Source organism: Dissulfurispira sp. (assembly GCF_036745535.1).
Lineage (GTDB): Bacteria > Nitrospirota > Thermodesulfovibrionia > Thermodesulfovibrionales > Dissulfurispiraceae > Dissulfurispira.
This window is the reverse complement of the sequence record NZ_DAIOFX010000186.1, coordinates 1-1,349: the sequence shown is the minus strand read 5'-3', so window position 1 is coordinate 1,349 and position 1,349 is coordinate 1. Positions and strand designations below refer to the sequence as shown.

Annotated in this window: 1 protein-coding gene; it reads left to right on the top strand. The window is 45.4% G+C overall.

Annotated features, from left to right (window positions below; all coding sequences use genetic code 11):
- The first annotated feature begins 64 nt into the window (after positions 1-64).
- The gene (locus V7L97_RS12735) at positions 65-1,222 is read left to right on the top strand and encodes an NADP-dependent isocitrate dehydrogenase (protein WP_442891849.1); all 1,158 of its coding nucleotides are present in this window, start codon (positions 65-67) and stop codon (positions 1,220-1,222) included.
- The last annotated feature ends 127 nt before the right edge of the window (positions 1,223-1,349 follow it).

The following is a 1,349-nucleotide window of genomic DNA, read 5'->3' as shown; positions in this document are numbered from 1 at the left end:
AGGAGGAGACGTGTCTGACAGGATTAAGGTGAAAAATCCCATCGTCGAAATAGACGGCGATGAAATGACCAGGATCATATGGCATCTCATAAAGGAGAAGCTCATACTGCCTTTCCTTGATATCGATTTGAAATATTACGACCTCGGCATAAAACACAGGGATGAGACAGATGATAAGGTTACTGTTGAATCGGCGTATGCCATAAAGGAGTTCGGTGTCGGTGTAAAGTGCGCCACCATAACTCCCAATGCAGCCCGTGTAAAGGAATACAACCTCAAACAACAGTGGAAAAGCCCCAACGGGACAATCCGTTCAATACTGGACGGTACGGTATTCAGAAAGCCCATAATCATAAAAAATATTCCACCTGCAGTCCGCAAATGGAAGAAGCCGATCATTATAGGACGCCATGCATACGGAGACATATACAAGGATGTGGAGATTGTGGTCGATGGGCCCGGCACTGCAGAGATTGTCTTCACTCCCGAAGGAGGCGGTGAAAAGACCATATTGAAGATTTACGACTTCAAGGGCAAAGGCGTAATCATGGGAATGCATAATACTGAAAAGTCCATCAGGAGCTTTGCACAGTCATGTATAAATTATGCCCTCAGCGAAAAGGTTGACCTGTGGTTCGGCGCAAAGGATACAATTTCTAAACAGTATCACGGCTTTTTCAGAGATGTCTTTGCCGAGGAAGTGGAAAGGGTTAGAGACAAGTTTGGGCAGGCGGGAATACATTACCGTTACCTCCTGATCGATGATGCCGTTGCACAGGTGATAAAATCAGAAGGCGGCATGCTCTGGGCATGCATGAACTACGACGGTGATGTAATGTCCGATATGGTGGCAACAGGTTTCGGAAGCCTTGGTCTTATGACATCTGTTCTTGTATCACCGGATGGCAAATTCGAGTATGAAGCTGCGCATGGTACGGTGATGAGACACTATTACGAACATCTTAAAGGCAAGCCCACATCAACAAATTCCATTGCATCTATCTTCGCATGGACAGGCGCCATATCAAAAAGAGGAGAGCTTGACAACACACCCGATGTAATCAGATTTGCAAAGACTCTTGAAAGTGTTGTTATCCAGACAGTTGAAAGCGGCATAATGACAAAGGACCTGATGCTAATAGCAGAGCCTCCTGTAACAAAATATGCATTAACAGAAGAGTTTATCGATGCGGTTGCTGAGCGGCTGAAAAAGGCGATTTAGTCTCAAATCCAGCGATAAGGATGGGTCTCTGGAGTGAATAGTGATGTTTTGGTAACAGTTCTTTGCGACTGAAGCGTCAGGCAATGGTATAATCTCTTCGCTTCATTCTCGAATGGCATCCAGCCAT

Excerpts from the sequence above, each read along its gene's own strand:
- V7L97_RS12735 (WP_442891849.1), top strand. The coding sequence starts at position 65 with ATGACCAGGATCATATGGCATCTCATAAAGGAGAAGCTCATACTGCCT.